Genomic DNA, 801 nt, shown 5'->3' on the forward strand with positions numbered 1-801 from the left:
ATGATATCAAAGGAGCAATCCGCTTTGAGATGGACTCGCGTCCAATTAGCTAGTTGGTGAGGTAACGGCCCACCAAGGCGACGATTGGTAGCCGGACTGAGAGGTTGAACGGCCACATTGGGACTGAGACACGGCCCAGACTCCTACGGGAGGCAGCAGTGGGGAATATTGCACAATGGGGGAAACCCTGATGCAGCGACGCCGCGTGAGGGAAGAAGGTTTTCGGATTGTAAACCTCTGTCCTTGGTGACGATAATGACGGTAGCCAAGGAGGAAGCCACGGCTAACTACGTGCCAGCAGCCGCGGTAATACGTAGGTGGCAAGCGTTGTCCGGAATTACTGGGTGTAAAGGGAGCGTAGGCGGGGAAGCAAGTTGAATGTTAAATCTATGGGCTCAACCCATAAGAGCGTTCAAAACTGTTTTTCTTGAGTGAAGTAGAGGCAAGCGGAATTCCTAGTGTAGCGGTGAAATGCGTAAATATTAGGAGGAACACCAGTGGCGAAGGCGGCTTGCTGGGCTTTAACTGACGCTGAGGCTCGAAAGCGTGGGTAGCAAACAGGATTAGATACCCTGGTAGTCCACGCTGTAAACGATGATTACTAGGTGTGGGGGGACTGACCCCTTCCGTGCCGCAGTTAACACAATAAGTAATCCACCTGGGGAGTACGACCGCAAGGTTGAAACTCAAAGGAATTGACGGGGGCCCGCACAAGCAGTGGAGTATGTGGTTTAATTCGAAGCAACGCGAAGAACCTTACCAGGTCTTGACATCCTTGGACCGCTTAAGAGATTAAGCTTT

1 rRNA gene is annotated in these 801 nt (G+C 51.8%); it reads left to right on the plus strand.

Annotation, left to right across the window (positions count from 1 at the left end):
- Window positions 1-801, plus strand: a 16S ribosomal RNA gene (locus H6A12_RS13025); the annotation flags it as partial.

It is taken from the genome of Merdimmobilis hominis (assembly GCF_016901855.1).
Taxonomy (GTDB): domain Bacteria; phylum Bacillota; class Clostridia; order Oscillospirales; family Ruminococcaceae; genus Paludihabitans.